This window comes from Enterococcus sp. AMC1086 (assembly GCF_058216575.1).
In genome coordinates this window covers 1-24,024 of record NZ_CM177100.1, presented here as the reverse complement: position 1 = coordinate 24,024, position 24,024 = coordinate 1, and the positions used below count along the sequence as shown (strand labels likewise).

General features: G+C 36.4%; 22 protein-coding genes. 5 read left to right on the top strand and 17 right to left on the bottom strand.

The window, feature by feature from the left end; genetic code table 11:
• The first annotated feature begins 180 nt into the window (after positions 1-180).
• The gene (locus AC4BC4_RS00110; protein ID WP_490476350.1) at positions 181-1,707 is read left to right on the top strand and encodes an AMP-binding protein; all 1,527 of its coding nucleotides are present in this window, start codon (positions 181-183) and stop codon (positions 1,705-1,707) included.
• Positions 1,708-1,757: 50 nt separating this feature from the next.
• Here AC4BC4_RS00110 and menC read toward each other — a convergent pair whose 3' ends face one another.
• The 8 genes from menC to AC4BC4_RS00070 all read right to left on the bottom strand — a co-directional run bounded on the left by menC (position 1,758) and on the right by AC4BC4_RS00070 (position 11,970).
• Positions 1,758-2,867, bottom strand: coding sequence for an o-succinylbenzoate synthase (gene menC / locus AC4BC4_RS00105; RefSeq protein WP_490476349.1), 1,110 nt, complete (start codon positions 2,865-2,867; stop codon positions 1,758-1,760).
• A gap of 104 nt (positions 2,868-2,971) precedes the next feature.
• Positions 2,972-3,799 carry a 2-succinyl-6-hydroxy-2,4-cyclohexadiene-1-carboxylate synthase gene (menH, locus tag AC4BC4_RS00100; RefSeq protein ID WP_490476348.1) on the bottom strand — a complete coding sequence of 276 codons (828 nt, stop codon included), beginning with the start codon at positions 3,797-3,799 and terminating at the stop codon, positions 2,972-2,974.
• Positions 3,796-5,520 carry a 2-succinyl-5-enolpyruvyl-6-hydroxy-3-cyclohexene-1-carboxylic-acid synthase gene (menD, locus tag AC4BC4_RS00095; RefSeq protein ID WP_490476347.1) on the bottom strand — a complete coding sequence of 575 codons (1,725 nt, stop codon included), beginning with the start codon at positions 5,518-5,520 and terminating at the stop codon, positions 3,796-3,798. The genes menH and menD overlap by 4 nt, the downstream gene beginning before the upstream one ends.
• Entirely contained in the window at positions 5,504-6,886 is a 1,383-nt protein-coding gene (locus AC4BC4_RS00090) for an isochorismate synthase (RefSeq protein ID WP_490476346.1), read from the bottom strand. Before AC4BC4_RS00090 ends, menD begins: the two co-directional genes overlap by 17 nt.
• On the bottom strand, positions 6,883-8,352 hold the full coding sequence (locus AC4BC4_RS00085) for an o-succinylbenzoate--CoA ligase (RefSeq protein ID WP_490476345.1): 1,470 nt from the start codon (positions 8,350-8,352) through the stop codon (positions 6,883-6,885). Before AC4BC4_RS00085 ends, AC4BC4_RS00090 begins: the two co-directional genes overlap by 4 nt.
• A gap of 18 nt (positions 8,353-8,370) precedes the next feature.
• Positions 8,371-9,186, bottom strand: a complete 816-nt coding sequence (gene menB / locus AC4BC4_RS00080; RefSeq protein ID WP_490476344.1) for a 1,4-dihydroxy-2-naphthoyl-CoA synthase — start codon at positions 9,184-9,186, stop codon at positions 8,371-8,373.
• Positions 9,187-9,823: 637 nt separating this feature from the next.
• Positions 9,824-11,341 carry a zinc ABC transporter substrate-binding protein AdcA gene (locus AC4BC4_RS00075; protein WP_490476343.1) on the bottom strand — a complete coding sequence of 506 codons (1,518 nt, stop codon included), beginning with the start codon at positions 11,339-11,341 and terminating at the stop codon, positions 9,824-9,826.
• Positions 11,342-11,586: 245 nt separating this feature from the next.
• On the bottom strand, positions 11,587-11,970 hold the full coding sequence (locus tag AC4BC4_RS00070; protein ID WP_490476342.1) for a YccF domain-containing protein: 384 nt from the start codon (positions 11,968-11,970) through the stop codon (positions 11,587-11,589).
• Positions 11,971-12,150: 180 nt separating this feature from the next.
• On the opposite strand from AC4BC4_RS00070, the gene AC4BC4_RS00065 reads away from it, so the two are divergent.
• Together AC4BC4_RS00065 and AC4BC4_RS00060 are read left to right on the top strand one after the other, a co-directional pair.
• A complete protein-coding gene (locus tag AC4BC4_RS00065; RefSeq protein WP_490476341.1) occupies positions 12,151-12,495 on the top strand; it encodes a hypothetical protein in 345 nt (114 codons plus the stop codon).
• A gap of 30 nt (positions 12,496-12,525) precedes the next feature.
• Complete coding sequence (locus AC4BC4_RS00060) at positions 12,526-12,897, top strand: PaaI family thioesterase (RefSeq protein WP_438757772.1); 372 nt, start codon at positions 12,526-12,528, stop codon at positions 12,895-12,897.
• 50 nt (positions 12,898-12,947) lie between these two features.
• Here the strand turns inward: AC4BC4_RS00060 and AC4BC4_RS00055 are convergent, their stop codons facing one another.
• From AC4BC4_RS00055 to yaaA, 7 genes are all read right to left on the bottom strand, one after another.
• Positions 12,948-13,379, bottom strand: a complete 432-nt coding sequence (locus AC4BC4_RS00055) for a hypothetical protein (RefSeq protein WP_438757773.1) — start codon at positions 13,377-13,379, stop codon at positions 12,948-12,950.
• 263 nt (positions 13,380-13,642) lie between these two features.
• Complete coding sequence (locus AC4BC4_RS00050) at positions 13,643-13,765, bottom strand: hypothetical protein (RefSeq protein ID WP_438757775.1); 123 nt, start codon at positions 13,763-13,765, stop codon at positions 13,643-13,645.
• Complete coding sequence (locus tag AC4BC4_RS00045; RefSeq protein ID WP_490477388.1) at positions 13,749-13,862, bottom strand: thiocillin family RiPP; 114 nt, start codon at positions 13,860-13,862, stop codon at positions 13,749-13,751. The genes AC4BC4_RS00050 and AC4BC4_RS00045 overlap by 17 nt, the downstream gene beginning before the upstream one ends.
• A gap of 274 nt (positions 13,863-14,136) precedes the next feature.
• Positions 14,137-16,656 carry a DNA gyrase subunit A gene (gene gyrA, locus AC4BC4_RS00040; RefSeq protein ID WP_438757776.1) on the bottom strand — a complete coding sequence of 840 codons (2,520 nt, stop codon included), beginning with the start codon at positions 16,654-16,656 and terminating at the stop codon, positions 14,137-14,139.
• 20 nt (positions 16,657-16,676) lie between these two features.
• Positions 16,677-18,626 carry a DNA topoisomerase (ATP-hydrolyzing) subunit B gene (gene gyrB / locus AC4BC4_RS00035; protein WP_438757777.1) on the bottom strand — a complete coding sequence of 650 codons (1,950 nt, stop codon included), beginning with the start codon at positions 18,624-18,626 and terminating at the stop codon, positions 16,677-16,679.
• Between the two features lies 1 nt (position 18,627).
• A complete protein-coding gene (recF, locus tag AC4BC4_RS00030; RefSeq protein ID WP_438757778.1) occupies positions 18,628-19,749 on the bottom strand; it encodes a DNA replication/repair protein RecF in 1,122 nt (373 codons plus the stop codon).
• The gene (yaaA, locus tag AC4BC4_RS00025; RefSeq protein ID WP_010766628.1) at positions 19,736-19,978 is read right to left on the bottom strand and encodes a S4 domain-containing protein YaaA; all 243 of its coding nucleotides are present in this window, start codon (positions 19,976-19,978) and stop codon (positions 19,736-19,738) included. The genes recF and yaaA overlap by 14 nt, the downstream gene beginning before the upstream one ends.
• A 343-nt stretch (positions 19,979-20,321) precedes the next feature.
• Here yaaA and AC4BC4_RS00020 point away from each other — a divergent pair, with 343 nt between their 5' ends.
• Together AC4BC4_RS00020 and AC4BC4_RS00015 are read left to right on the top strand one after the other, a co-directional pair.
• Entirely contained in the window at positions 20,322-20,630 is a 309-nt protein-coding gene (locus AC4BC4_RS00020; RefSeq protein WP_490476340.1) for a PadR family transcriptional regulator, read from the top strand.
• Between the two features lie 9 nt (positions 20,631-20,639).
• A complete protein-coding gene (locus AC4BC4_RS00015; protein WP_490476339.1) occupies positions 20,640-21,242 on the top strand; it encodes a DUF2812 domain-containing protein in 603 nt (200 codons plus the stop codon).
• A gap of 107 nt (positions 21,243-21,349) precedes the next feature.
• Here AC4BC4_RS00015 and dnaN read toward each other — a convergent pair whose 3' ends face one another.
• Entirely contained in the window at positions 21,350-22,480 is a 1,131-nt protein-coding gene (dnaN, locus tag AC4BC4_RS00010) for a DNA polymerase III subunit beta (RefSeq protein WP_438757781.1), read from the bottom strand.
• Positions 22,481-22,680: 200 nt separating this feature from the next.
• Complete coding sequence (gene dnaA, locus AC4BC4_RS00005) at positions 22,681-24,024, bottom strand: chromosomal replication initiator protein DnaA (RefSeq protein ID WP_438757782.1); 1,344 nt, start codon at positions 24,022-24,024, stop codon at positions 22,681-22,683.

Here is a 24,024-nt window from a genome sequence, read left to right as displayed (position 1 = left end):
CAATTTTTGATCATCTTTTTAATCAATACCATTTTCTCTCATGTCTTACTTTAATATACGTATAAATCGACGCTTTTCATTTTTTTACTATTTATTTAGGTTATTTATTTTTCATGGTATACTATTCCTTGTTCGATATTACACAAATACTTAAACATAGTTTGAAAGGATGCTGTCACATTGAATCAATTGTTAGAATACAAACCACTTAACTTGTACACTAATTATCTTGAAGCTGCACTTACCAACCCTGAAACGGCCATTATTCATGACGAATCTTTACCAGCTTTTCCTGAACTTGGAACGAATCATACGTATCAACTAAGTCATGAGGCGATTTTAAATCGTGCCTATCAATTGGCAAGCCTCGGGGTACAAGCAGAAGACAAAATCATTATTTTCAAAAGTTCAAAATTTGATACGTATTTGTTAGCAGTTGCTGCTTCTTATTTAGGCGCTGTTCCAGCAATGATTTCTTATCATTTTCCAGCTGAAACAATTGAGGTTTTTGTTAATCGTTTGGAAAATCCATTTATTTTATTTGATGATGAAACTGCTGAAAAAATTGCGACCGTTAAAAATAGTTCCCCAGAAAAACAAATTTCCGTGACAAAACTTTTACAAGCTCCAGCTAAAAAAGTACCACAAGTAGAATTACCTAAAGATACTATTGCTTACATGACACATACCTCTGGAACGACTGGCATCCCTAAATTGATTTGTCACTCAGCTAATTCGATGGGCTGGCGTACAAAGTGGCAAAAAACAATTTTTACAAAAATTGCCGAGAAAAAACTGGTAGGATTCCACATTTCGCCTGTTCACTCTCGCTTTAATATCGGGATTTCTTCATTGATGGCTATGGGTTTTCCGATGATGCCATTATCGATTTCAACGAGTGATTCTGTTTCAAAAATGCTTATCAGCCACCAACCAATTGCACTTGAAACACATCCAAATAATTTTGTTCAATGGACAACTTTGGCAAAAAAAGAGCCTGAAGCTTTCGCAAGCATCCGTTATTACCATTCTACGTTTGATGCGATCAACAATGCAACGATGGCTAGTTTCTTAAACGCATCAAAGAAGAACGACCCGATTTTCCTTCAAGTCTACGGTCAAAGTGAATGTGGTCCAATGATCTTAAAAGCTCATACTTTAGCGTCTCTTAAAACGTCCGATGCTCGTGATATGGGGGTTGGTTTGGAAGGATTGACTGAAGCACGTATCGCAGATAAAGAAGGCCATGTTTTACCGCCTATGACAGATGGACATATCCAATTCTTATCTAAAGGACGCGCGCTAACATATTACAAAGAGGACGTTCGTTTTCAAGAAACAGTCTTTGGCCCTTGGTGGGATAGCGGTGATTATGGTTTTATGGATGAGAATGGTCATTTATTCCTTAAAGATCGTCAGGTTGATCTGATTGATAAAATCGATAGCAATTTGGCCATCGAGGACCATTTGTTGGATGCCCTTGATTTCCTTCAAGAAGTAATCGTTGTTAGAGCAAAAGATAATTCTCCTCAACCAATCCTGGCAGTTGATCCAAAGCAGGGGATGAACTGGGATGCTTGGTGGGAGCAAGTCGCTGATTTACCTCATCTAAACAAACCGATTATTATGGATTGGGACGAGATTCCTCGCACAGCTACTATGAAAGTACAACGATTACAGATTGAAAAAGCATTAAAAGAAGATTAATGAGCTGATACAAAAAGAATCAAAGGCTAGAAAATAGTCTTTGATTCTTTTTATTTAATAAATAGTGTGTCATAAAGACCATATTTTAATAACGTTTCTTGAGATAAAGAAACACCGATCCCAAAACCATTGGGTACACTGATTTTACCTTTTTGAATTTCAATAGTATCCGTCAAGATATCTTCATAATAATAACGATCAGAAGCTGAAATATCTCCAGGAAATTTGAAGACTTTTTGAGAAGCAAACTGCAGATTCAAAGCCCGTCCTACACCAGATTCAAACATTCCACCCAGCCAAACAAGTAAATCTTTTTCTTTACAGAAATCCACTATTTTCATTGCTTCTGTGATTCCACCCACTCTAGGAATCTTTAAATTGATGCTTCTGCAACTCCCCAAAGAAAATGCTAACTCACAATCTTTAAGTGTTCGAATATTTTCATCTAAACAAATATCTGTTTGCATTTCTTTTTGTAATTGCGCATGATCCAGAAAATCATTCGCTGCAAAAGGTTGTTCGATCATTGCTAAATCATAGCGATCTAATTGTTTTAAGTGGGATATATCTTTAATCGTATATGCTGAATTGGCATCGACCATCAGCAGAATATCTGGGAATTTATTACGAATCGCGTCAATTGGTTTTAAATCGTAGCCTGGACGAATTTTTAATTTGATTCTTTGGTAACCTTGAACTACATATTCATTAATTTGATCTATTAGTTTGGCTAAATCAGTCTGAATACCAACACTGACGCCAACTGGAATTTTAGTTCTAGTTTCATTAAAGTAAGTTTTTAGACTGGTGCCATTACGTTTGGCATATAAGTCCCAAATTGCTGTCTCAAGACTAGATTTAGCCATTTGATTGCCTTTTACTTCGTTGAAAAGCAGGGATACTTCTTTAGGATGGTGGATATCTGCATCTTTTATTAAAGGAATCAAATGCTCTTCTATGATAATTCGGGCTGTAGCGATTGTTTCCTCTATGTAATCGGGCTGTTCAAAAGGTACTAGTTCCCCTATCCCTTGATTACCTAATTCATCTGTTACTAACAAAATATCAAAGGCTTTCTCTGTTAGGCGACCATAACTTGTTTCAAAAGGAATCCTTAGAGGCAACCGAACACGGTAACGATCGATGCGGTGAATTTTCAATGTGGTTTCCTCCTTTTTAAAAGCGAATCTAGATACCATTTTAAGCAAAATAATTCACGTAATTTTTTAGAAAATTAGCATCAAAATTCTTGTTCTTCGATAATTTATCTATTTGGGTAGCTAAATAAAAATGTATGAACAAGATTCGAAAATATTTCTGGTTTTTCCAAATGAACACAATGCCCTGTATCACAAACGATTTTAATAGATACATCTGGTTGATTATTCTTCATTTTTTTTGCAATTTTTTGAAATTTAACATCTAGTTCTCCCACTATCAAAAGTATAGGAACTTCTATATCGGACAACGCTTGCCAAAAACTAGGCTGAACGCCTGTCCCCATAAACCATAAACTACAAGCAAGGCCAAAAGAGCTTTGGGATAACCGTTCATTACGAAGCGTTTCTTTGATTTTAGTTGATAATCTTTTTTGGCTATCAAAAAGAGACAAGTTCTCCCACTTATCAACAAAGGCTTCAAGCGGATGGCTCATGATAAAACCGGCTAAATGCTCATCAGAATTTTTCCGTCTCATTCGCTCTGCCTTACTCTCTAAGCCAGGCGAACCACTCTCTAAGATTAAATACTGCACTTTCTTAGGAAATAGACAGGCGAAAGCTAAAGCTGCTCTAGCACCCATTGAATAGCCTAGTAAAGAAAAATCAACTATCCCCAATCGTTCGGTCAACAATGCTATATCATGACATAAACACTCTATCTGATAACGATATGGATGGACATAACAATCCGTTTTACCATGGCCAAGTAAATCGATTGCTAAAATATTGATATCATTTTCTTTTTGGAAAACTGGTGCAAAAGTCTGACTAGTACCAGTAAATCCATGAAAACAAACCAACGTCTGACGATTTGGTTCATAGTCTGAAAGCCATTCATAATAATAATTTACACCGTTTATGTTTGAATTCATTTATTTTTTCCTAACTTTTCTTTTAAACCAGCCATTAGTTGTTCATACAATAAAACATTTTCCTGACGATCACCGACTACTTCAATTATTTGAAATCTCGGTTCCCTTTGTGTCGCTTCCAACAATAATTCTAATTGTTCTAAACTTTCAGCTTTTGCGTATTCTGCCTCATATAATTGAGCAACCAAAGAAAAATCTAAATCGATTGGTGTACCAAAAAGAGGTTCGAAATCCTCTACCTCCAATTGACGTTGTGAGAGAAAAGAAAAAATACCGCCACCATTATTGTTTAGTAAAACAATCGTCAAGGGTAAGTTATATCGTTTTGCTAACAGTAAACCATTCATATCATGGTACATAGCCAAATCACCGATCAACAATATATTTTGACAAGCTGGATGAGTCGCACACATTCCTAATGCTGTTGAAACAATACCATCAATTCCGTTAATACCACGATTGCCAAATAACTGATAGTGATTATTTTCAGGTGTTGAAAATCGGTCTAAAAAACGAATCGCATTACTGTTCGAGACAAATAATTGGCCATTTTTTGTCATTTTTTTATGAACAAGAATGCTTGCGGACGTTTCACATAGTGTATTCATTTCGCTAAGTTTCATTAAATGTTGGTCCGTTGTTTCTTGCCAGTCCATCCACTGACTACACCACAAGTCTGAGGTTTGTACTGTAGCTCTCTTTATGATTGCCTTAGCAAAAGTTTGTTCTTCTGCCTGAATAGCTACTTGCGTTTGTTTTAATTGATCTTGCCATTCACCTGTCTCATCAACGAAATAAATTTTTGTCATTTCATTAAGCGAGTGTAGCCAGAACATCGTATTTTTTGAAATTGGCAACATTCCAAACCGTACCACGACTTCAGGGTATTGGATCATTTCGACTTCTTGGATAAACAAGTCAGCATAACTCATGATCAAAGGACTATTTTTACTGCACGAAGTAATATTTGCTAATGGATCACTAAGGACCGGCCAATTTAGTGTTTCTGCCAATTCAATAAATACTTCAGCTTCTTCTGGCGTATGGCTTCCACCAACAATTAAAACGCCTTTTTTTCCTTGCCATGCATCGACGCACTTGATTAATTGTTCTTCTGATAATTGCTGTTTACCTGAGATAATTTCTGTTGTTTTTTCAGTAGTCAATGATCGGTTTAAATCAGGCAATAATGGTTCACGTAATGGAAAATTCAAGTGAACAGGACCTTTCGGTGTTTGACAAGCAGTATCCGTTGCACGCATTCCTTGCCAATAGGCATAGTCTAACATCATCTTCGTTCCTTCTGGAATTGCCATCTCTATGAATTCTTTTACATGGTTTTGGAATAAATGTAATTGATCCATTGCTTGAGGCGCACCTACTTGCCGCAATTCAGGTGGTCGATCCGTTGTTAAAATGATCAATGGAATGTAACTCGCTTTGGCTTCGCAAATCGCTGGATAATAATTTGCGGCGGCAGTTCCTGATGTGCACAACAATACAACTGGTTTAAGACTGGCTTTACTTAATCCTAGGGCAAAAAAAGCTGCCGAACGTTCATCTACTTCAATAAATGTATCGATTTTTTCTTGTCGATGCAACAATAATGCTAGTGGCGTAGAACGAGAACCAGGGCTTATCACAGCTTGTTCGACTCCACTGCTGATCATTCCTTCAACAAAGGTTTGTAAATAATTAGTCATTTCACTTTGATTTGTCATGAGCATCCCCGCCTATTCCTCTTAACATCGGTTGAAATTTTATTTTTGTCTCGATTCTTTCTTGTTCTGCTTGAGAATCTTTAACGATCCCACATCCTGCATATAAATAGCCTACATTTCCAGAAAGTACAGCTGACCGAATTCCTACTGCAAATTCGCCAATATCTTCTTTGATAGCGATCCAGCCAATAGGAGCGCCGTATAAACCTCGATCTAACTTTTCATGCTCTCTAAGCCAGTTCAATGCTAAATCCTTTGGTTCTCCGCCTAATGCTGGCGTTGGATGAAGTTGCTGAATTCCTTTTAAGAAACGATATTCTTTTTGTCGTCGTCCTTCTATAGGTAGATATAAATGTTGAATATCGCGATTTTTTAATAGTTTGGGGGTTTGAGCTTGTATAGATGTTCCTGTCATCTTTTCTAATTCTTTGATGATTCTGTCTACAACAATTTTATGCTCTTGCTTGTTTTTCATATCATTCAATAAATAATTACCAAGCTCATCATCCTCAATTTCAGTTGTTCCACGTGAAACAGAACCTGCAATACTTGCTGTTGAAAAAGTCTCTGTAGAAGCTTTCAATAAACGCTCCGGTGTAGCCCCGATAAAGATATGTTCATGAGACTCTAACACGAAAAAGTACGTATTTGTTTGTTGTTGTTGAAGATTTTTTAAAATAGTGTCAGCGTTAAATAGATGTTCACTTCTCACTTCCATTCGTCTTGCTAAAACAACTTTTTCTAATGGTCCTGCTTCTCTTAGTTTTGCTACAGTTTCTTCAACTACCATCATCCATTCTGAAACAGCGATTTCTTCCGCTTTGATCTGTGCAATGTCTTTCTTTTCTATCACTTGAGTATTTATCACTTCTACGAATCGTGCTGTAAGTTTTTGCCACTTGGACTGTAAAATTTCTTTATTTTCTGCACTGAAATTGATCGTAAGGTATTGTTTGCCATCGGTTTCTGTAAGCAAAAAGGTCGGCAAATGAAACAAACCTTGTTCCATAGCGCCCCAGTCATTTTGTTTCGTTTGTTTGCTATCAAAAGCAAATCCACCAAATAAAATTGCACCTGTTCCTGGAATCGATTGGTTTTGATAAATTTTTTCTTTTTCCTCTATTATAAATTCATCCACCTGCTCAAACGAAGCCCGTTCATAGGCTAATTCTGCTTCTTTACCGAAACCTACTAAAGTAAAATCATTTTCAGGTGTTTGCCAATAAAAGCGCTCACTGCTGTATTTTTTTTGCCCCTTCTCAAATAAAGTACGCAAAGAATCTAGATTTTCATTTATTTCTTTAACCCAGCTAAATTGACGATAGCCGTTTTCGTAAGCTTGCTCTAATTTTTTAGGAATGCTCATTTGCTTAAAAAAGCCTCCCTTTCTATTGATGTTAAGCGGTGTTTCGCTAATTTTCCATTAGCTGTTTTGGGTAGAGAGTGGCATAAATAAATCCGTTTAGGTAATTTGTATCTTGCTAAATATTTTTTTGCAAATTTATTTATGTTTTCTACCGTGATCTTCGTTTCTCCAACGATATATGCTACTGGAACAGCGCCCCATTTTTCATCAGACTCACCAACGACTGCAACTTCTTTTACACCGGGAAACTCTTGGAGTACGTGCTCGATTTCTGTAGGATAGATATTTTCGCCACCTGATATGATCAACTCACTTAAACGGCTGACTAAATACAGATATCCGTCTTCGTCCAGATACCCCATATCACCCGTTTTAAACCAACCATCTGTCGTCCATTTCACCGCTCGCCATTGCTCGCCGTTCAAATATTGGCGAATGACATTTTTACCTTTTAACAGAATTTCTCCAACTTCATTTGGCAGTCTATTTTTCTCTTCCTCATCCACGATTTTAAGTGTCATTCCCAGCAATGGTCTACCCGCCGAACCCATTTTTTTCGCAGCATCCTCAAAGCTTAACGCCACGACTTGAGAACAGGTTTCAGTCATTCCATACGATTGAATCACAGGAATACCATAACTTTCGCATTTTTCCAATGCTTTAGGAGAAATTGGTCCACCACCAAGCAACATCGCTTTAAACTTTTCACTGTAGCCTTTATTAGGATAGTTCTCCAGTAATTCTTGCAGCATGATCGCCACAACAGAAATCACCGTTCCTCGATTTTCAGCTAAATCATTTGTCACTATTTCTGCATCAAATTTATTGTATAGACGTAAACTACATCCCAATGCTAATTGACGAATAATGATCGATAAACCACTAATATGAAATAATGGTACCGGACAGAGCCAGCAATCTTCCTCTGTGATAGCCATATTTTCTTGTGTTGCCAATGCACTAGCCAAATGATTACTGAAACACTGTACAACGCCTTTAGGGTTTCCTGTTGTACCTGATGTGTACATGATGGAAGCTGTGGCATCTAGTTGGTATCCAGACAGGTGTTCAAATGAGCTTGATCCTGTTATATTCGGCTGTGTCATTTCGATCAGCGTTATCTGATTCAATTCAGAAAGACGGGATATATTTTCAGTAGAAACTACTACCATATTTACCTTAGCATCTGTCAATTGATAGTGAAGTTCTTGCAAGCTCAAATGCGTATTTAATAAAACTAACTCTTTTTCTAATTCCCACAAAGCTAGAATTGAAAAATACATTTCTTTTGAATTGCGGCTGAATAGACCGACTCGTTTTTCTTTACTTGGAATCTCTAAAGAAAATAAGGATGTCCACCGTTTGATTTCTTGTGCTACTTCAGCAAACGACCAAACTTCATCCTCCCAGTAAAAGGCAGGCTGATCGGGCTTTTCATTCACTTGTTTTTGTAGCCAACTACTCATGTTCTTCACCCTTTTATTTTATGGAAATTTAGGAAATTGATCAAAATCAGGATCACGTTTTTCTTTAAATGAATCGCGTCCTTCTTTAGCTTCATCCATTGTGTAATATAGTAATGTTGCATCCCCTGCTAATTGCTGAATTCCAGCCAGTCCATCTGTGTCAGCATTTAAAGACGCTTTGATCATACGCAATGCAAGTGGGCTTTTCTTCAACATCTCTTCAGCCCATTCCATTGTCACATCTTCTACTTCGTCTAAAGGGACAACCGTATTGATCCAGCCCATGTCCAGTGCTTCTTCCGCTGAATACTGTTTACATAAGAACCACACTTCTTTGGCTTTTTTATGACCGACCACACGTGCTAAATAACCAGATCCATAGCCACCATCAAAACTACCAACATTCGGTCCAGTTTGACCAAATTTAGCATTGTCCGCTGCAATTGTTAAGTCACACACAAGTTGAAGTACATTGCCGCCACCGATCGAATATCCTTTGACCATTGCAATAACAGGTTTTGGAATCACACGAATCAAACGTTGTAAATCTAATACATTTAAACGAGGAACACTATCTTCCCCAACATAACCACCATGTCCGCGGACTTTTTGATCTCCGCCAGAACAAAATGCTTTGTCTCCTGCACCTGTTAAAATAATTACGCCAACATCTTGTTTATCACGACTAATGTTGAATGCATCGATCATTTCCATGACTGTTTTTGGTGTAAAGGCATTATGCACCTGCGGGCGATTAATCGTGATTTTTGCCACTTTACCTTCTTGTTCAAATAAAATTTCTTCGTATTCTTTGATCGTTGTCCAGTTTCTCATGAGGAAACCTCCTTATAATTTTAAAAGCTGAGCAGGCTCGTCTAACCTCGACAGAAAAATAGGAAATGATGACTGAGGAGCTTTTTGCCTCATTCTTCATTTTTCTTTTTACCGAGAGGTTAGCCTGCAAAGCTAGATAATTTTAAAAGCTGCGCAGGCTCGTCCAACCTCGACAGGAAAATAGGAAATGATGACTGAGGAGCTTTTTGCCTCATTCTTCATTTTTCTTTTTACCGAGAGGGGGCCTGTTAAAGTTAAATTAGTTTTCAATGTTTCTATTATACACAAATATACTGATTTTAGAATGATAGACGTTTTAGAGTGTGGTGAAAGATTATGCGAAAAAAATCTAGAAAATATAGCCGCAATTCATTTTTCTTACTTACCTATTTAGCATGTAGTGCAACTAGCAACACTTTTTTTCTTTTGATCATCTGCTGACTACATTTGTACAATATCCAAACAGAAGTGTTTGATTCTCTCCCTAAAGGTTCAAACGTAATTTTGCTGCACGTTTAAAATCCTATCATTGTGCGACTTTACATCTAAATTTAATTAAACATATACGCATAAACCCATCAAAAATCTCAACTAGCAGATTTTTGATGGGTTTTATATTTAATCATTTAGATTGTTATCAATGTGCTAACATCTCTTGTGCAATATCAAATCCAGTCATCTCAACAGGATAGTAAGTTGGCCAATTATCCATTTCATCCAATAATTTTTGTTGACTTTCATTACCAAAATAGATATGGAAGTGTGCTGTTTTTGAAGGTGCGATTCCATGATCTGAAAATTGAACATACTTATAAGGCGTGTCTTCTGTAGCTTCAAATAAATAGCGAACCCCACGATTTCCTGCTTTGTAGGTTAGAATTTCTTTTCCTGCATATTTATATTTCGACGTGTACTTTTTATCACCTACTATAAAAGTCATAGCATCACTGCTAATGTTAATTCGATCCACATCCGTTTGATACCCTTTTTGATAATAGTCCTTGTATTCTTCAGCAGTCATTTTTTTCGTTAATTTCTCTTTGTAATCAAATACTTGATCAAACGTGCCATCTTCTAAATAAGGAAATACCGATTGCCACTCACCTGAATAATCAGAAAGGTCACGATCTTTAATATCCTTATCATCAAAATAGCCATTTGAGATAGTCTTATTTACTGCTGGCTCAGCTACTTCTTTTTTAGGTGTAACCTCGGTTGATTTTTCTAATGCTTCTAAATTTTCTTTCATCACACTAATATACGTTTTACCTGCTTTCATGTCTTCTTTAGTAAGACCTTCTAACGGATTTAAAACAAGTAATTCTACGCCTGTTTCGTTTGCCAAGGTTTTCGCTACTCGATCATTAGCATTTTCTTCAAAATAAATATAGTTGATTCCTGTTTCTTCAACCAATTTTTTCAGTTCCGCAATTCGAGAAGGCTTTGGTTCTTGATCTGGAGAAATCCCAGCAATCGGCACTTGTTTTAGGTCGTAATCTAAAGCTAGATAAGAAAAAGCTGTGTGTTGGGTAATAAAATTCTTTTGTTTGGCATTCATTAACGTTGTTTCATATAGTTCGTTAAGCTCTGTTAATTGTTCAATATAATCCGCCGCATTTTTAGTAAAAGTTGTTTTTTGCTCTGGAAAATTCTCAATCAATCCATCTCTGATTATTTCAACTTCTTTGATTGCTCGAAAAGGGCTTAACCATAAATGGGGATCATAGTCATGAGAATGCCCATCATGATTTTCCTCTGCTGAATGATCATGATCTTCACTCCCAGGTAAAAGAACCAGTCCGTCACTTGCTTTGATACTCGTGATATTCTTTAGTGATTTTTCCATTTTAGGAACCCAGGTTTCCATATATTCACTATTATAAACAAAGGCATCCGCATCTTGTAATTTGGCAATTTCCTTTGCTGAAGGTTCATAATCATGTGCTTCAGTTCCAGCTGGCACCATCAAGGTAACCTCACCAACGTTACCAACAATATTTCTTGTAAATTCATACATTGGATAAAAAGAAGTGACAATCGTTAGCTGTTTTTTATCTTCATTCGTTTTTGTTTCAGTTTTTGGCTTAGTACAAGCCGTTAAAATAGCTGTTAGTAAAAATAAACCTGTAATCATTAGTGTGATCTTCTTCTTCATCCCTAATCTCCTCAATCGTTATAGTTATGTGCTCATTATCAGTATGAAAAATGCATTCTTTTCCATCGTTTATTTGTTTATCTGAATACTCCTTTCCGATTCATGGTAAACAAAACGTAATGATTACGTTTTAACCACATGAGAATATACCAATTTTTTTTATCGTTGTCAAGAGACAAATAAAAGACCAAGAAAAAAACAATTACGTTTTTCTTGGTCTTTCTATTTTTCTAATTTTTTTACTATTATTCCATATAAACACTATTCGATGGCACCACTTGCGCTCCAAACGGCATCAACGCCAACTTAGCCAACTTAAATGACTGCATCCCAAATGGAATTCCAATAATCGTCACACACAGAATAATTCCGCTAAAACAATGTCCAATTGCTAGCCAAAAACCACTGAAAACCAGCCAAAGAATATTCACTAAAAATGAAGTTGTACTTGTACTATGAACAACTCTTTTACCGAACGGCCAAAAACTCAATCCTGCAAGTTTGAAACATTGCAAACCAATCGGGATCCCAACAATCGTGATACACCAAAGAACTCCAGCCAAAAGCCAAGCCAAACCACCAACGAAACCACCAAAAATAAACCAAATAATATTTCCTAGACAACCCATCTTTGAACCCTCTACTTTCTTCCTGATCATATGAAAATAAATTATACTACAAAAGGAGAAAACAAACTATTTCTCATACTATAAATTTACTAAATCATATAGATTTCCTTGTGCATCTCTTAAAACTTAGTTACTATAATTATCTAAAGTCTTATTATGAATAGTAAAGGAGATTATTTTATGAGTACTGCAATTGTAGTCTATCAAAGTACACCTATGCTTGGGAAAAGTATCCTTCTAGATGGAAACATTCTAGGTATGTTTAATCAAAACAAGCTAATAACAAAACTAAATCAAGCACTGGAAAAAAGAAATAGTCACTGGCTTGCTGTTTTAGATGATTCAATAGCGGACATTGACGTTATTGCTCAAGAGGCGGATACTATTATTTGTGTCCCTGGGTTGCAAAAACAGTTTGATATAAAAAATTTTCCCAAAGAAAAAGTATTCTACTTTGATTCTTTAAGCTATCATGAACTGAAACTGGATAATGTAATCAATTTTCTTGAGACGATTCAACAATGATTTTTCAGTAACATGAAAGGATTGATTTTCATGCATTTATTAGATTATTTAAAAATCGAAACAACAGAACTATCTAAAGAAAAAGTTATTTTAACGATGAAAGTGGAAGATTTCCACAAACAACCTTATGGTATTTTACACGGAGGAATGAATGGTATTTTGATTGAGACCGCCTGCAGTTTAGGTGCTAATGAGCAACTTGCTAAGGATTCTTATGCTGTTGGAGTAGATCTTCAAATCAATCATCTGAAAAGCGTTGCTGGCGGAATAGTGACGGTTATAGCGACTGCCGATCGTGTAGGGCAAGCAATCCAAGTTTGGGAAGGCCGTATAATTAATAATACTGGTGAACTCACAGCTGTTGGCCGTTGTACGTTAATGAATCAAACCATAAAAAAATAAAGAAAAACGCACGAGCTTAGTTTTCTGTTCGTGCGTTTTCAGTGTTCTATCTAGAGTATTTCACCTGTAATAACTTTTAAATTCATCAATAAAGAAGATATTACATCTAACTGTCTTTGATCCACCTCTGAGTATTTCTGATTCATTATTTTTTCTCTTTCCTTTTTGACAAGCAAATACATTAAATTCAATTCTTCTGCTGTTAATTTCGATAAATAAACATGATTGGGTTCAGAATATGCAGATGCTTCTATTTCAAATGTTTCTGGATTTCTTTTCAGGCTTGTTCTGATTTGAAAACCATTTGAAAAAGTAATCATCTCGACATAAAGATATTCTGAAAAAGTAATCGGTCTACGTTCATAAACAGTTGTTTTTCCACCGAATATTTCCAGTATATTTTCAATAAAGTTGGATAATGCCGTTCCAATATTTAATTGTTTTGAAAAAGTTTTAGATAGTAACAATTTCTCTTGTGTCATCATTTTTACCTCTCACTTCTTATTACTCTTATTATAATCATACTTTTTTCCAAAACAAAGCAAAATGATATTATAATTTTTTTGAATTTAAAATCAATAAAAAAAAACATCTCAGCATTTTGCCGAAATGTTCTTTTTAATTTATTGAGGACTCACGACTGCATCTATTTTTTTGCTGAATTGAACAGTCTAGTTTATGCATCTGATAAGCTCAAACCACTTTATCTGGATTTATTACTTTCATTGAGCTAACCTCTCCACACTTAGTACAAAAATCTTACTTCTAGAGCAGACCCATGTAATGAACTCTTTTTTTTCTTTATCTGCATAAATTGTACACCTTTTTCAAATGTATCATTGCCGCAGTTTTTACATTTTTCTGTCATTGTTATATCCTCCTTTATACAATGTTGACGCTGAACCAAAACATGATACAGAGCCCCATGTACCAGCAATTTCATTCATTTTCATTTGTTCTTCAATTAGAATTGATTTCGAAGTAGATAACGAATATTTATAAAATTTATATTGTCTTATTTATAACACATAAAAAATAGTTAATAGCTATACAAATGTGAAAAATATTTTTTTATTTGATTTATTCAGAAGGGTAATTAGGTCTATAAATAACCACATAGTATCCAAATGTTAGCTTTGCTAAAAAAGTGGCTTGACTATTCAATAAGGTTCCACTATCTTCTTATTATTAAAAAACCCTCGATTCAGTCCATTGTTAGACTGAATCGAGGGTTTACTCTTATTCTTCTGTTGTTGGGTCAGTTTCAGTTATTTCCGTTTCAATAACTGTTTCTTCTACACTTTCAACTTCTTCAACAATTTCATCTGGTTCTGGCTCTACAACGGCCATCGTCACAACTTTCGCATCCTCTTCCATTCTCATTAAACGAACACCTAATGTCGCGCGCCCTGTTTGAGAAACGGAATCGACATTGAAACGAATAATGACCCCTTTATTGGTGATCACTAGAATATCTTCATCCCCACGAACAGTCGTAAGTCCTGCTAATGGACCATTTTTTGCTGTAATATTCGCAGTCTTGATTCCTTTACCGCCACGGCCCTTCACAGGGTACTCAGAAGCTTTTGTACGCTTCCCGTAACCATTTTCCGTCAACACTAGAACTTCCGTGTCAGCGTCCAGTAAAGAGGCTCCTACGACGTAATCTTCTTCTCGTAGACGAATACCGCGCACACCTGATGCTGTACGGCCCATATCACGGACTGCCGTTTCAGCAAATGTCACAGAATAACCATTGTGCGTTCCAATGATCATGTTTTGTTCGCCATTGGTCAAGACAACATTGACTAGCTCATCTTCTTCTTTTAGACCGATTGCGATCAAACCATTACTTCTAATGTTAGAGAATGCTTTGACAGCTGTACGTTTAACGGTACCTTTACGAGTCGTAAAGAATAGATAATGTCCTTCTTCAGCTTGACCTTCAACAGCAATGATTGCCTGGATCTTCTCACTAGAGTCGATACCCAGCATGTTGATTACAGGAATTCCTTTAGCTGTTCTGCCATATTCAGGAATTTCATATCCTTTGGCACGATAGACTTTTCCGTTATTCGTAAAGAATAATAGCGTATCATGGGTTGAACAAGAAACTAGATTTTTCACGAAGTCATCATCATGAACACCCATTCCTTGCACACCACGGCCACCTCGGCGCTGTGCTCTAAATTCACTGTTGGCTAAACGTTTGATATAGCCATTATTTGTTAGTGTAATAACAACTTCAGCTTCTTCGATCAAGTCTTCATCTTCTAAACTTAGGACTTCACCCACTAATAATTCTGTGCGGCGAGCATCGCCATATTTATCATGAATCTCACCTAACTCTGTTTTGATGATCTCAACGACACGTTCTGGTCGAGCTAAAATATCATTCAAATCAGCAATGAATTTCAATAATTCTTGGTACTCATTTTCGATCTTATCGCGTTCCAAACCTGTTAAACGGCGTAAACGCATATCCAAAATCGCTTGTGCTTGACGATCTGAAAATTCAAAACGTTCGATCAAAGAAGCTTTTGCTTCATCATCTGCTTTTGAATTTCGAATAATTGCGATGATCTCATCAATGTGATCTAGAGCAATTCGCAAACCTTCTAAGATATGTGCACGTGATTCAGCCTTTTTCTTATCAAATTCTGTACGACGTGTAATAACTTCTTTTTGATGCTCGATATAATTTTCAAGAATTTCTTTCAAGCTTAAAATCTTAGGAATCCCTTTTTCGATTGCCAACATATTAAAACCAAAAGAGGTTTGCAATGCCGTCATTTTATAAAGGTTATTCAAAATAACAGAGGCACTGACATCGCGGCGAACATCGATGACGATACGCATACCTTCACGAGAAGATTCATCACGTAAATCAGTGATTCCTTCGATTCTTTTTTCGCGATGCAATTCTGAAATTCGTTCGATCAAGCGCGCTTTATTAACCATATAAGGCAACTCAGATACTAAGATACGTTCTTTACCATTTGGCATATCAACGATTTCAACTTTCGCACGAATCGTAATGGATCCTCTACCTGTTTCATAGGCACGGCGAATACCTGATTTCCCCATAACTAAACCACCAGTTGGAAAGTCTGGTCCAGGCAATACTTCCATCAATTCATTAGTCGTTGCATCGGGATTTTCCATCAATAAGCTTGCAGCTTCAATTACTTCCGCTAAATTGTGTGGTGGAATATTTGTTGCCATCCCAACAGCGATCCCTGTTGTTCCATTCACTAAAAGGTTAGGAAAACGTGCAGGAAGTACATCTGGTTCTTGTTCTGAGTCATCATAGTTTCCATGGAAATCGACTGTATTTTTATTGATATCACGAAGCATTTCAAGAGCAATCTTACTCATTCTAGCTTCGGTATAACGCATGGCAGCAGCGCCATCACCATCGACAGAACCAAAGTTTCCGTGCCCATCGACTAACATACTACGGTAACTAAAGGGTTGAGCCATCCGCACCATTGCTTCATAAATGGAGGAATCTCCATGTGGATGGTACTTACCCATAACATCCCCAACGATACGAGCTGATTTTTTATGTGGTTTATCAGGTGTTACACCTAACTCATTCATCCCATATAAAATACGACGGTGAACTGGCTTTAACCCATCACGAACATCTGGCAACGCACGCGCTACAATAACGCTCATCGCATAATCAATGAAGGATTCTTTCATTTCACTGGTCAGATTGACGTCTTGAATGTTCTCTTTCATTTCTTCACTCATGAACTTTTCTCCTTCTTATGTTAAATATCTAGATTTTTTACGTAATGGGCATTCTCTTCAATAAATGCTCGGCGTGGTTCAACACGGTCTCCCATCAACATTTCAAAAATTTGATCGGCTTCGATCGCATCATCGACACTGACACGTGACATTAAACGTTTTTCAGGATCCATTGTTGTTTCCCATAATTGATGATCATCCATTTCCCCAAGACCTTTATAGCGCTGAACGCTTGGTTTCGGACTAGCTGGTAATGACGCTAGGACTTGCGCTAGTTCTTCCTCAGCATTTTTACCTGGTTGAACGTACGTAATATTTTTCCCTTGTTTGACCCCATATAAAGGTGGTTGAGCGATATATACGTAACCCGCCTCAACAACTGGGCGCATGAAACGATAAAACAACGTCAACAACAGTGTACGAATATGTGCGCCATCGACATCGGCATCGGTCATGATCACTAGTTTGTGGTAACGAGCTTTAGCTACATCGAAATCAGCCCCGAATCCTGTGCCCATCGCTGTAAATAGTGAACGGATTTCTTCATTTGCCAAAATTTTGTCCATGCTGGCTTTTTCAACATTCAAAATTTTCCCACGAATCGGTAAAATCGCTTGGAATTCACGACTACGGCCTTGTTTTGCTGAACCGCCGGCTGAATCTCCTTCGACGATGAAGATTTCGCATTTTTCAGGATCTTTACTTGAACAATCGGCTAATTTACCAGGTAAATTACTGATTTCAAGTGCTCCTTTACGACGAGTCACTTCACGCGCTCTTTTAGCAGCCATACGGGCTTTTGAAGCAAGTAGGCCTTTTTCGACGATTTGTTTCCCTACAGTTGGGTTTTCCATCAAAAATTTATTGAAATACTCAGAGAATAGACGGTCTGTAACAGTCCGAACTTCTGAATTTCCTAATTTCGTTTTAGTTTGTCCTTCAAATTGTGGCTCTGGATGTTTGATAGAGATGACCGCAGTTAAGCCTTCACGAACATCTTCTCCTGTTAGGTTTTCGTCATTTTCTTTCATGATCTTTTGTTTACGGGCATAATCATTGATCACACGCGTTAATGACGTTTTAAAACCTGATTCATGGGTTCCGCCCTCATACGTATGAATATTATTGGCGAAACTTAATAGATTAGTGTGATAGCCATCTGTATATTGCATAGATACTTCCACAATGATCTCTTGTTGTTCCCCTTCAATAAAAATTGGTTCAGGGAATAACACATCCTTATTCGCATTCAAATGTTCAACGTAACTCTTGATCCCACCTTCGTAGTGATACTCTTTCAAGACAGGTTTTTCTTCACGTTTATCTTCAATAGAAATTTTTAACCCTTTATTCAAAAAAGCTAATTCTCTAACACGTGTTGCTAATTTATCAAAGTTAAATACAGTTGTTTCTGTAAAAATTTCTGGATCTGGAACAAAGTGAACAGCCGTTCCATGACGGTCAGTGTCACCAATCACTTTTAAATCATCTCTAACAGCGCCTTGGTGAAACTCTTGATAATAAATTTTGCCTTCTTTATAGACTTTTACATCCAATGTCGTTGATAAAGCATTAACAACAGAGGAACCTACCCCGTGAAGCCCGCCGGAAACTTTGTATCCGCCGCCGCCAAACTTTCCTCCGGCATGGAGAACGGTAAAGACTGTTTCTACTGCTGGACGTCCAGTTTTAGCTTGAATACCAACTGGGATTCCGCGTCCGTCATCAATAACAGTGATACTGTTATCTTCTTCAATAGTCACTTGAATCGTTGAAGCAAATCCTGCCAAAGCCTCATCGATCGAATTATCCACGATCTCCCAAACTAAGTGATGCAATCCTTCTGAACTTGTTGATCCTATGTACATACCAGGACGTTTACGAACTGCTTCAAGACCTTCTAATACCTGAATCTGACTGGCATCATATTCTTGTGCACGTTCTTTCATATTTTTTTCTTCTTCTGTCATATTATGCTTCCCTCTCTATTTCTCCCTGATGAACATAAAATATATCGGGTTCAACAGTTAATTTATTGTTTAAATGATCCAAACTTGTCGTTGTTAAAAAAGTCTGAACTTTTCCTTCAATCGTTTCTAACAAGTGCAATTGTCGTTCATTATCTAACTCACTCATGACATCATCCAATAACAACACAGGATATTCTCCTGTTTCTGAGTACATTAAATCTATTTCCGCAAGCTTTACACTGAGTGCCGTGGTTCTTTGTTGACCTTGTGAGCCATATGTTTGGACGTTTTGCCCGTTGACATTAAAAATCAAATCATCTCGATGAGGACCTAAAAAGGTATTTGCTTTGAACAACTCTCGTTTTCGGTTGTCAAGTAGGCTCTGCAGCAATTGCTTTTGGATCTCTTCTAGTGAAAAATGCTCTTTATCTAATGGGATACTTGAAAAATACTCGATCGCTAGTTCTTCTTTTTCATGGCTGATTTTCTTATGAAGTAAATTCGCCCAGTGCTCTAATTTTTTGATAAATTCTAGACGAGCAAATAAGACTTTACCGCCAAATTCTGCCAATTGTTCAGTCAAAATATCTAAATAGATATGATCGGACTGTTTTTTTTCAGCCAACTGTTTTAAATATTGATTGCGTTGTTTTAAAACAGATTGGTATTGAACCAAATCATACAAATAAATTGGATTGACTTGGCCTAATTCCATGTCGATAAATTTACGACGTAATTGCGGTGACCCTTTGACCAAAGATAGATCTTCTGGTGCAAATAATATGACGTTCAGCTGACCGATATATGAACTCAAACGCTTTTGTTCAATATGATTCACTTTTGTCTTACGGCCTTTATTAGAAATAATGATTTCAAGTGGTATCGTGCCTGTCTTCTTTTCGATGACACCACTAATTTTTGCCGAATCAGAATCCCAATGGACCAATTCTTTTTCATTGCTGGTTCTGTGACTGCGGGTCATCGCTAAAACATAAATACTTTCTAAAAGATTCGTCTTGCCTTGCGCGTTTTCTCCTAGAAAAATATTTAAAGTTTTAGGAAAATCTAAGGTCAGCCCATCATAATTACGATAATGCTGTACCTCGATTTCATTCAGTCTCATCGACTACCTCGCCTTTTTTGACCATAAAAAAAGTACCTTCTTCAGGTATCTCGAGCATCATACCAGCATATAATTTTCTGCCGCGGCGATTCTCTAATTCCCCATCTACGAAAACACTATTTTCGGCTAAGTACCATTTGGCAGCACCGCCACTGCTGATAACGTCGACTTCTTTTAAGACTTGACCTAGTGTCATGTAATCAGTTTCTAAAACAATCGTCTTTTTCAAAATGCATCCCTCTTTTTTGTTTTCACTTTTACTCTAATATTATACTCTTTTTTACATCAAAAAACAAATTTATCCGTCTAATTTTCTTTCTAAGCAATTTTGAAGGCAATCGACAAAAAATATTCTAACGATTAAAAAAGGCTTAAAATGCATTTTAAGAAGAAATTTACAAGTTTTGCCTCTTGAAAATCTTTTCAGTATTTTTCATTTTACTGAACTGATAAATCGAAAGAGCTAAAAAAACTTCTTTTTTCTTTACACTAGTTGAATTATACAGTTTGACGATATATTATAAAACTGTACAGTTAAACTGTATAAATTAACGATGTAAGGTGTAGGATAAATGAATATTAATAAGTTTTTACCTCTAACAGAAACAACTTTTTATATTATGATGTCGCTAATAGAACCTTCGCACGGATACGCCATTATGCAAAAAGTAGAGGATATCAGTAATGGTCGTGTACGTATTGCGGCCGGTACAATGTATGGCGCAACAGAAAATCTTTTAAAACAAAAGCTCATTTGTGAGGTTCCAGGGGAAGATAAACGTCGGCGTGTCTATCAATTAACAACGACTGGTAAAAAAGTTTTAATGCTTGAAGTTGAACGATTAAAAGAATTAGTGACACTTGCTGATCATTTATTATAGGAGGGACATATGAAAAAAGTCAGGATGTTTGTTGATCTAAAAAAAGAAGAGCAGTATTTAAAAAAGATGGCCGAACAAGGTTGGGGCTTAGTCAAATATAGTTCATGGAATGTCTATACGTTTGAAAAAATAGCGCCGAAAACATTAAATTACAGGATTGATTATCAGATATTCAAAAAGAAAGCTGATTATATTGCTTATCTGACTTTATTTGAGGATAGTGGTTGGCAGCATATCAGTGGGACAAAAAGTAGTGGATTTCAATTTTTTGCACCACTGAACAGTAAAAATCAAGATTTAGATATATTTTCAGATGCTTCTTCAAGCAATGAACGCTATAAGCGTTTATATGATCAAGCTATTATGTGGGCGGCATTAATGATTCTTTATTTCATGATCTTGCAACCTTCTTTTAAAAATATCTCTTCCTGGTACTTAACACCAAGTATTTGGGCATACACTGGTCCGCAGTTGTTTGGAATGATTATTATGCAAACCTTCTTTTTGATCATCCAGATAATGCCGATGATGTTTTTTATGTTTGTCGCTGTCTATTTTACAATTATGGGGATCAAAACAAAAAAACTTATCAAGAAGTATGAGACTGGATAAGTAATTCAGTTTTAGTCGCAGTACAATAAATACAAAAAAGAATGTGCGAAAAACCAATTCAGGTTTTTCATACATTCTTTTTTAACTACTCACTACTTCTTGATTTTTTAATTCGTACGAACTGGTGTAATCAACTGAATGAAGTCTAAATCCGTTTCTGTCGGTTCTAATGTAAATGGACGAATCGCAGAAATAAATTTAACAGTAATGCTCATATCACCAAATGCTCGTAATGCATCTTTCATGTAATCCGGATTGAACGAAATTTCCAATGGATCGCCGGTTACTTTTTCATAATTTAGTGGTTCTTCCACTTTACCGATTTCTGGAGAGTTTCCATAAAGAACAACAGAATCAGAAGCAATTGCTAAACGAACGATATTATTGCGGCCTTCATGTGACAATAACGAAGCACGATCGATAGCCGATAATAATTCTGGTACATAAAAATCAATTTCAGTATTAAAGCTTGTTGGAATCAAACGATTCGTATCAGGATAATTTCCTTCTAACAAACGAGAATAGAAATACATATTTTGTGTTTTAAACAGTACTTGGTTTTCCATAATGCTGATCTCGACCATTTCTTCTTCATTTGTAAATGAACGAGAAAGCTCAGTCAAACTTTTTCCTGGAATGACAATATTGAAATTTTCAGCAGCTTGTTCGATTGGAATGATTCGTTGGCTCAAACGATGTGAATCTGTCGCAACAGCCAATAATTTTTGATCTTCCAAAATAAAATGAACCCCAGTTAAAATTGGACGACTTTCATGAAGAGAAACAGCAAATCCTGTTTCATTGATAATTTTTGTCAATAGGTGAACTGGTAGCTGAATTTGATTCTTAGCATCAATAACGGGTAGATGGGGATAATTATCTGCATCCAGTCCGTTGACCGTAAAGTCGGCTTTTCCTGAAGTAATCGCAACTTGATTATTTTCTAACACTTCTAATGTGAACATATCTTCTGGCAATTTACGAATGATTTCACCAAAGAAACGTGCTTGTAAAACAATACTACCCGTTGAATCAATAGTCATTTGAGCTTTTTCGTCTTCTTTACTTAAAAAACTTTCAATAGAAATATCCGCGTTACTACCTGTTAAAGATAAGCCTTCATCCGTTAAAACGATTTTTACACCTGTTAAAATTGGAATAGTTGTTTTGGAAGAAATCGCTCGTTGAACGGTTTGTAATTCTTGTAAGAATATATTTCTTTTCACAGTTAATTTCATAATAGTTGAACTCCTTTTTTAATTGATATTGAACGTAGAAATCTTGCTAAGATCGTTTTGTATTTATATATAAATAAATAATAAAAGTAGTAGGTCTTGTTAATTCTGTGGAAAAGTCAGGAAACGAAATAGAAACTAAGTTTTCCACCTGTGTATAACTTGTGGAAAACTTTTTACTTTTACGTTTTTTTATCCACAGGCTATGAATTAAGCAAGTTTTTGATTTCACCAACTTCTTTTTGAATTGTTGGATCTTTTTCCATTAATTGTTGAATTTTTTCATGAGCATGGATGACTGTCGTGTGATCTTTTCCGCCGAATTCGGCACCGATTTTTGGTAGAGAATTTTCCGTCATCTCTCTAGATAGATACATTGAAATTTGTCTAGGAACAACGATCGACTTCACACGTTTCTTGCCTTTTAGATCTTTTAATTGGATATGGTAATACTTTGCCACTTCTTCTTGAATTTGTAAAATCGACAGATGATTTTGACTGCCGACAGATTTTAAAGATTTCAACGCATCGGCGGCTAGACTAGTAGTAATATCTTCCCCATTGATAGTAGCAAATGCTTGAACTCTGACTAAGGCACCCTCTAATTCACGAATATTGGAATCAATTTGGCCTGCGATGTAGCTGAGCGTGTCATCAGGAATTTCTAGCCGTTCTGCATCGGCTTTTTTTCGTAAAATAGCAATTCGCGTCTCTAAATCTGGTGGTGTAATATCGACAGAGAGACCCCAAGCAAAACGAGAAACCAAACGCTCAGGTAGTTTTGGAATATCATTAGGCGGTCGATCACTTGTCAACACGATTTGTTTGTTTTCATTATACAAATCATTAAAGGTATGGAAAAATTCTTCTAATGTTGCTTCTTTCTCCGCCAAAAATTGAATATCATCAACTAAAAGTAAATCGACATTACGGTATTCTTTTCTAAATTGTTCTGAATTTTTCGTTTGGATCGAATTAATGAATTCATTTGTAAATGTTTCACTGCTGACATATTTTACTTTTGCATCGGGTCGGTTTTGTAGCATTTGATGGCCGATAGCATGCATCAAATGGGTTTTTCCTAGACCAACACCACCATAAAAGAATAGTGGATTGTAAATTGAACCAGGGTCCTCTGCTACAACTAAAGCTGCAGCATGAGCCATTTGGTTTCCTTTTCCGATAACAAATGTGTCAAAAGAATACTTTGGATTCAATAAAGCTTTTTTCCCATGCTCGGCAATTTTTTCCTGCGTCACAGGGGCTTTTTTTTCTTCTTGAACCGGCATCATCTCTTTCTCACCAGTTACAACAAAATGAGGCATCACTTCAGCACCTGTCAATTTAAAGCCAGTCTCGACAATTTTTGCGGCTAAATTCTTTTCCCAATAGTCTTTATGCACTGCGGATGGAACCTCTAACCACAGTTGGTTATTCTCCAACTTTAGCGGTTGCGTTGTTTTTATCCAAGCATCAAAACTTGGTGCAGACAAAACAGATTGGTAAGTATCTTCTAGATCGTTCCAGAAACTTTCCATATCGGGCAT

Coding starts and splice junctions, on each gene's coding strand:
- menH (WP_490476348.1), bottom strand. CDS start 3,799: ATGAATTCAAACATAAACGGTGTAAATTATTATTATGAATGGCTTTCA.
- menD (WP_490476347.1), bottom strand. CDS start 5,520: ATGACAAATCAAAGTGAAATGACTAATTATTTACAAACCTTTGTTGAA.
- AC4BC4_RS00090 (WP_490476346.1), bottom strand. CDS start 6,886: ATGAGCATTCCTAAAAAATTAGAGCAAGCTTACGAAAACGGCTATCGT.
- AC4BC4_RS00085 (WP_490476345.1), bottom strand. CDS start 8,352: ATGAGTAGTTGGCTACAAAAACAAGTGAATGAAAAGCCCGATCAGCCT.
- menB (WP_490476344.1), bottom strand. CDS start 9,186: ATGAGAAACTGGACAACGATCAAAGAATACGAAGAAATTTTATTTGAA.
- AC4BC4_RS00075 (WP_490476343.1), bottom strand. CDS start 11,341: ATGAAGAAGAAGATCACACTAATGATTACAGGTTTATTTTTACTAACA.
- AC4BC4_RS00070 (WP_490476342.1), bottom strand. CDS start 11,970: ATGGGTTGTCTAGGAAATATTATTTGGTTTATTTTTGGTGGTTTCGTT.
- AC4BC4_RS00065 (WP_490476341.1), top strand. CDS start 12,151: ATGAGTACTGCAATTGTAGTCTATCAAAGTACACCTATGCTTGGGAAA.
- AC4BC4_RS00060 (WP_438757772.1), top strand. CDS start 12,526: ATGCATTTATTAGATTATTTAAAAATCGAAACAACAGAACTATCTAAA.
- AC4BC4_RS00055 (WP_438757773.1), bottom strand. CDS start 13,379: ATGACACAAGAGAAATTGTTACTATCTAAAACTTTTTCAAAACAATTA.
- AC4BC4_RS00050 (WP_438757775.1), bottom strand. CDS start 13,765: ATGACAGAAAAATGTAAAAACTGCGGCAATGATACATTTGAAAAAGGT.
- gyrA (WP_438757776.1), bottom strand. CDS start 16,656: ATGAGTGAAGAAATGAAAGAGAACATTCAAGACGTCAATCTGACCAGT.
- gyrB (WP_438757777.1), bottom strand. CDS start 18,626: ATGACAGAAGAAGAAAAAAATATGAAAGAACGTGCACAAGAATATGAT.
- recF (WP_438757778.1), bottom strand. CDS start 19,749: ATGAGACTGAATGAAATCGAGGTACAGCATTATCGTAATTATGATGGG.
- AC4BC4_RS00020 (WP_490476340.1), top strand. CDS start 20,322: ATGAATATTAATAAGTTTTTACCTCTAACAGAAACAACTTTTTATATT.
- AC4BC4_RS00015 (WP_490476339.1), top strand. CDS start 20,640: ATGAAAAAAGTCAGGATGTTTGTTGATCTAAAAAAAGAAGAGCAGTAT.
- dnaN (WP_438757781.1), bottom strand. CDS start 22,480: ATGAAATTAACTGTGAAAAGAAATATATTCTTACAAGAATTACAAACC.
- dnaA (WP_438757782.1), bottom strand. CDS start 24,024: ATGCCCGATATGGAAAGTTTCTGGAACGATCTAGAAGATACTTACCAA.